Here is a 3,369-nt window from a genome sequence, read left to right as displayed (position 1 = left end):
GCCGCGCTGCACGACCCGTCTCCATCTCCTCACCGGCAGCAAACTCCAACGGCTCCGGACACGCAGGGTTGACACACCAGCGAGAGGACAAACCCAATGCTGATCTTTGCCGAAGGAACCGTCAACGAACCCCTCAGCGATGTTGAACGCGCCGCCGTGAGGGACTGGTTGGGTCCCGATGGTCGACGAGGGCTTCATCCAGAGCGGATATTCAACATGGCTCGTGATCGGGTATGGATCGTGGTTTCTACAACAGAGATACATTGACCGAGGACACTGCTTGTACAGATCAAGCGGCACGAAACGCAGCGAATCGCACTGCGCGTGCGGTGCGTTTGGTCCACCCGCGAAGAGTCCGGTTTGGGACCACGTTGGGACGCTGACCTTCCCGTTAGCTAGGCGGTTCGGTGTCATCGGCAGCGGCGATCATCGCGGAGGCCACTTTCCGTGCTTCGGCAGTTGTTAACTTGAGCGCGATACGCTCAGCCGATCCGCCGGAGTGATCTACGGCCCTTGGCGGCCGAATGTGTTGGGACTGATGGCGTTCTTGCACAGTCGATTCCACCTTCGTCACTTCTGCTTCTTGTTATCCGACTCAGAACGCGCTTCCTTGGCCATCGTCTATTCATCGAAGACAAACGAGAATGGACCGGAATCGCTTAATAACGATTCGGAGACGCCAGAAGCTAATAGCGTTGTCTTTCAAGTAATTACGTGAAGTCGCTAGGATTCGGCGGGACACGCTGGTTGCAAATCTCATCATCCCGCAACGATGGAGGGCGTGAGTCTCACGTTGATTCGCTCCGGGCCGCGCAGCAGGTAGCCGGTGGACCACTGCGTTTCGCCGATAGCCTCGATGCTGCGCACTCGGGTCACCAGCTCGCGAAGTACGGCCTGTGCCTCCATCCGCGTGAGCTGTGCGCCCAGGCATAGATGTGCGCCGAATCCGAAGGCGAGGTGTTCGGTCGGGTTTCGATCCACGCGGAATTCGTCGGGGTCGTCGAACACCTGCGGGTCGCGATTGGCCGCACCGAGGGATAGGAGCACCCGGGCCCCGTCCGGAATGGTTACGGGACCAACCTGGTAATCGCTTCGCGCCGTTCGGTAAAGCATCTGCTTCTGAGTTCGCTCGGCGTCGTGAACGACGAGGCCGAAGAGGAATCCACTCTTGCCGGCAGAAGGATCGGTTTCGAGGCTTGGCGGGTTGGACCTTCGCAAGGTTCCAGATCGGGAGCAGTCAGGCCACGACGTCGCTGAATTCCCTTGCGCCAGAAGCGCATAGTTCTCGCTCGACGTAGCCGCGCGAGCACCTCGGCGGGCGTGGTCCTTGCCGGGTAGTGCGGCTGCTGCTGAGCAATCTGCGCATTTGCAGTGAGAGAGCTGAACGCGCGGTAGCATCCGTCGCATTGGAGAGGTCCACCCCGGAAGAGGGCGCCCATGAAACCCTCAACAAAGCGACTGGGCGGTTTCGCCTTCACCCTAGTGGCGCTAGCCGGCATGCTCGGCGCCTCGATGGCGAAACAGGTCGCGCCGCTGGCTGGCGCCTATGACGAGTTCCGGTGTGAGGCAGGCATGGCCGGTCGGCCGGTCCGCGACGTCGACTACATCAGCTTCGACTCGGGTTGGGATGGCAAGGTCGACTTCGGCGACGATCCCCACTTGCTCGGCGGACCGCGGGGTAATGCCGTCGTTTGTTGGTACGACGGCCGCGGTAGCGCTCAGGTGTGGGGCAAGCTGTACTGGGACGGGTTCGACAAAGGATGCGGGTCAGTCCGCATCGACTTCTTCAACACGTCCGGCCACACCGTGCCGTCCGATACGTTCGTTTTCGGTGTAGAAGCTGACCCGGCGGAGGTCTGCAGTGCCCAGGGTGGGCTGCGATCGCTCGAGGTGAACGCGACTGCCGGGTTCGGCGCGGACGAGGCGAACCTCAATCTCAAGAGAGTGCGTGTCCGTCTCTTCAGGGAAGGCGCGCTGGTTGGCACGATCAACAGGTATTACGGCGACTGATCCGCCGCAGGTAACAGACTGCACTTTCTCTGTGAGAACACTGGACGAGCGGTAACATCCGTCGCATCGGAGAGGTCCACCTCGGATAGGGGGCCCGTATGAAACCCATTGGTCAGAGGCTGGGCGGTTTCACCTTCATCGCACTGGCACTTGTCGGCGCGCTCGTCGGCTCGATGACAAACCAGGTCGCGCCGCTAGCCGGTGCCTTCGACGAAAACGACTGCCACCGAGAGTTCTACCAAGGTGCGGCGCTCCGTGACATCGACTTCATCAGTTTCGACTCGGGTGGGGACGGCAAGGTCGACTTTGGCGACGATCCCCACTTGTTGGGCAGTCCGCGGGGCACCGCTGTCGTCTGTTGGTACGACGGCCGCTACACCGCCCAGGTGTGGGGCAAGCTGTTCTGGGACGCCTTCGACCACGGATGCGGTTCGGTCCGCTTCGATTTCTTCGACACGTCAGGCCACACCGTGTCGTTCTCTGCGTTTGTCAACGGCGTGACAACTGACACATTGGAGGTCTGCAGTCCCGAGGGTGGCCTGAAGTCGCTTGCTCTGAACGTGCAGGCCACCGACTACAACGGCAAACTCAAGAGGCTGCGCGTCCGGCTTTACAGGGAGCACACGCTCGTCGGCACGATCAACAGGTATTACGGTGACTGATCTGCCGCAGCGCCATGGTGATCCCAAACCGCGTCGGCGCGAGAGTGATCAAGACAATGACTCGTCCAACTCGCCGAGCGAGGGGATCAGCGCGTTGTTGTCCGAGTAGTCGACCGGGCACGCTATGACGCTGACGGTGTCGTCGTTGAGCCCTTTGCGCAGAGTCGGAAGCAGTTGATCGGCCGCTGAGATGCGGGGCAGTGTCCAGGCCATCGTCGAGAGCCCGCTGGAGATCAGACAGGTGTTCGGCTCATATGTCGGGTAAAGCCTGGCCAGCCACATCTTGAGGGCGCCAGTATCGACTAGAATAATATCGTTGCGGCGCAAGGCCGTTCGGGTGTCGGCGACGATGCGGGCCGGCGCGAGCGGGAACCTGTCGTCGGCGCGTCCCCGGTCAAGCTCAGCTGCGAGCAACTCACGGATCCGTTCACCTCCAGAAGAGGACGGGTGATCGCGAGTTACCGCTGCTACGCAAACGACACCGCGTCAGGGCTTGATGCACTCACCGAGCGAGATGACGACCGAGCGCCTGACTACGGCGTGCGATTGAAAGCCCTCGCGTGCCATCAAGAGCTGGTGAAGCTCTGGCAGTCGGTAGAAGGGGACGCTCGGGTACCAGTGGTGCTCGATGTGAAAGCCGATATTGCGCGGCAGGATGAAGATCGCCTCGAGCCGGGTCGGCAGCGTGGTACGGGTG

At 61.3% G+C, this 3,369-nt stretch carries 4 protein-coding genes and 1 pseudogene; 2 read left to right on the top strand and 3 right to left on the bottom strand.

The annotated features are described in order from the left end of the window. Positions 1–759 precede the first annotated feature (759 nt). Complete coding sequence (locus QOH60_RS01445; protein ID WP_526416336.1) at positions 760–1,218, bottom strand: cytochrome P450; 459 nt, start codon at positions 1,216–1,218, stop codon at positions 760–762. A 219-nt stretch (positions 1,219–1,437) separates the two neighbouring features. On the opposite strand from QOH60_RS01445, the gene QOH60_RS01440 reads away from it, so the two are divergent. Both QOH60_RS01440 and QOH60_RS01435 read left to right on the top strand, forming a co-directional pair. Then, a complete protein-coding gene (locus tag QOH60_RS01440; RefSeq protein ID WP_526416334.1) occupies positions 1,438–2,010 on the top strand; it encodes a hypothetical protein in 573 nt (190 codons plus the stop codon). A 98-nt stretch (positions 2,011–2,108) separates the two neighbouring features. Further along, a complete protein-coding gene (locus QOH60_RS01435) occupies positions 2,109–2,672 on the top strand; it encodes a hypothetical protein (RefSeq protein ID WP_526416332.1) in 564 nt (187 codons plus the stop codon). 48 nt (positions 2,673–2,720) lie between these two features. On the opposite strand, the pseudogene QOH60_RS01430 reads toward QOH60_RS01435, so the two are convergent. Both QOH60_RS01430 and QOH60_RS01425 read right to left on the bottom strand, forming a co-directional pair. Further along, a pseudogene (locus QOH60_RS01430) lies at positions 2,721–3,086 on the bottom strand (thiamine pyrophosphate-dependent enzyme); the annotation flags it as partial. 72 nt (positions 3,087–3,158) lie between these two features. Continuing rightward, the coding region (locus QOH60_RS01425; RefSeq protein WP_526416330.1) for a fatty acid desaturase at positions 3,159–3,369 on the bottom strand (211 nt) is incomplete at its 5' end.

Source organism: Mycobacterium sp. (assembly GCF_032159765.1).
Taxonomy (GTDB): Bacteria; Actinomycetota; Actinomycetes; order Mycobacteriales; family Mycobacteriaceae; genus Mycobacterium.
This window is presented reverse-complemented; position numbering and strand designations above follow the sequence as displayed.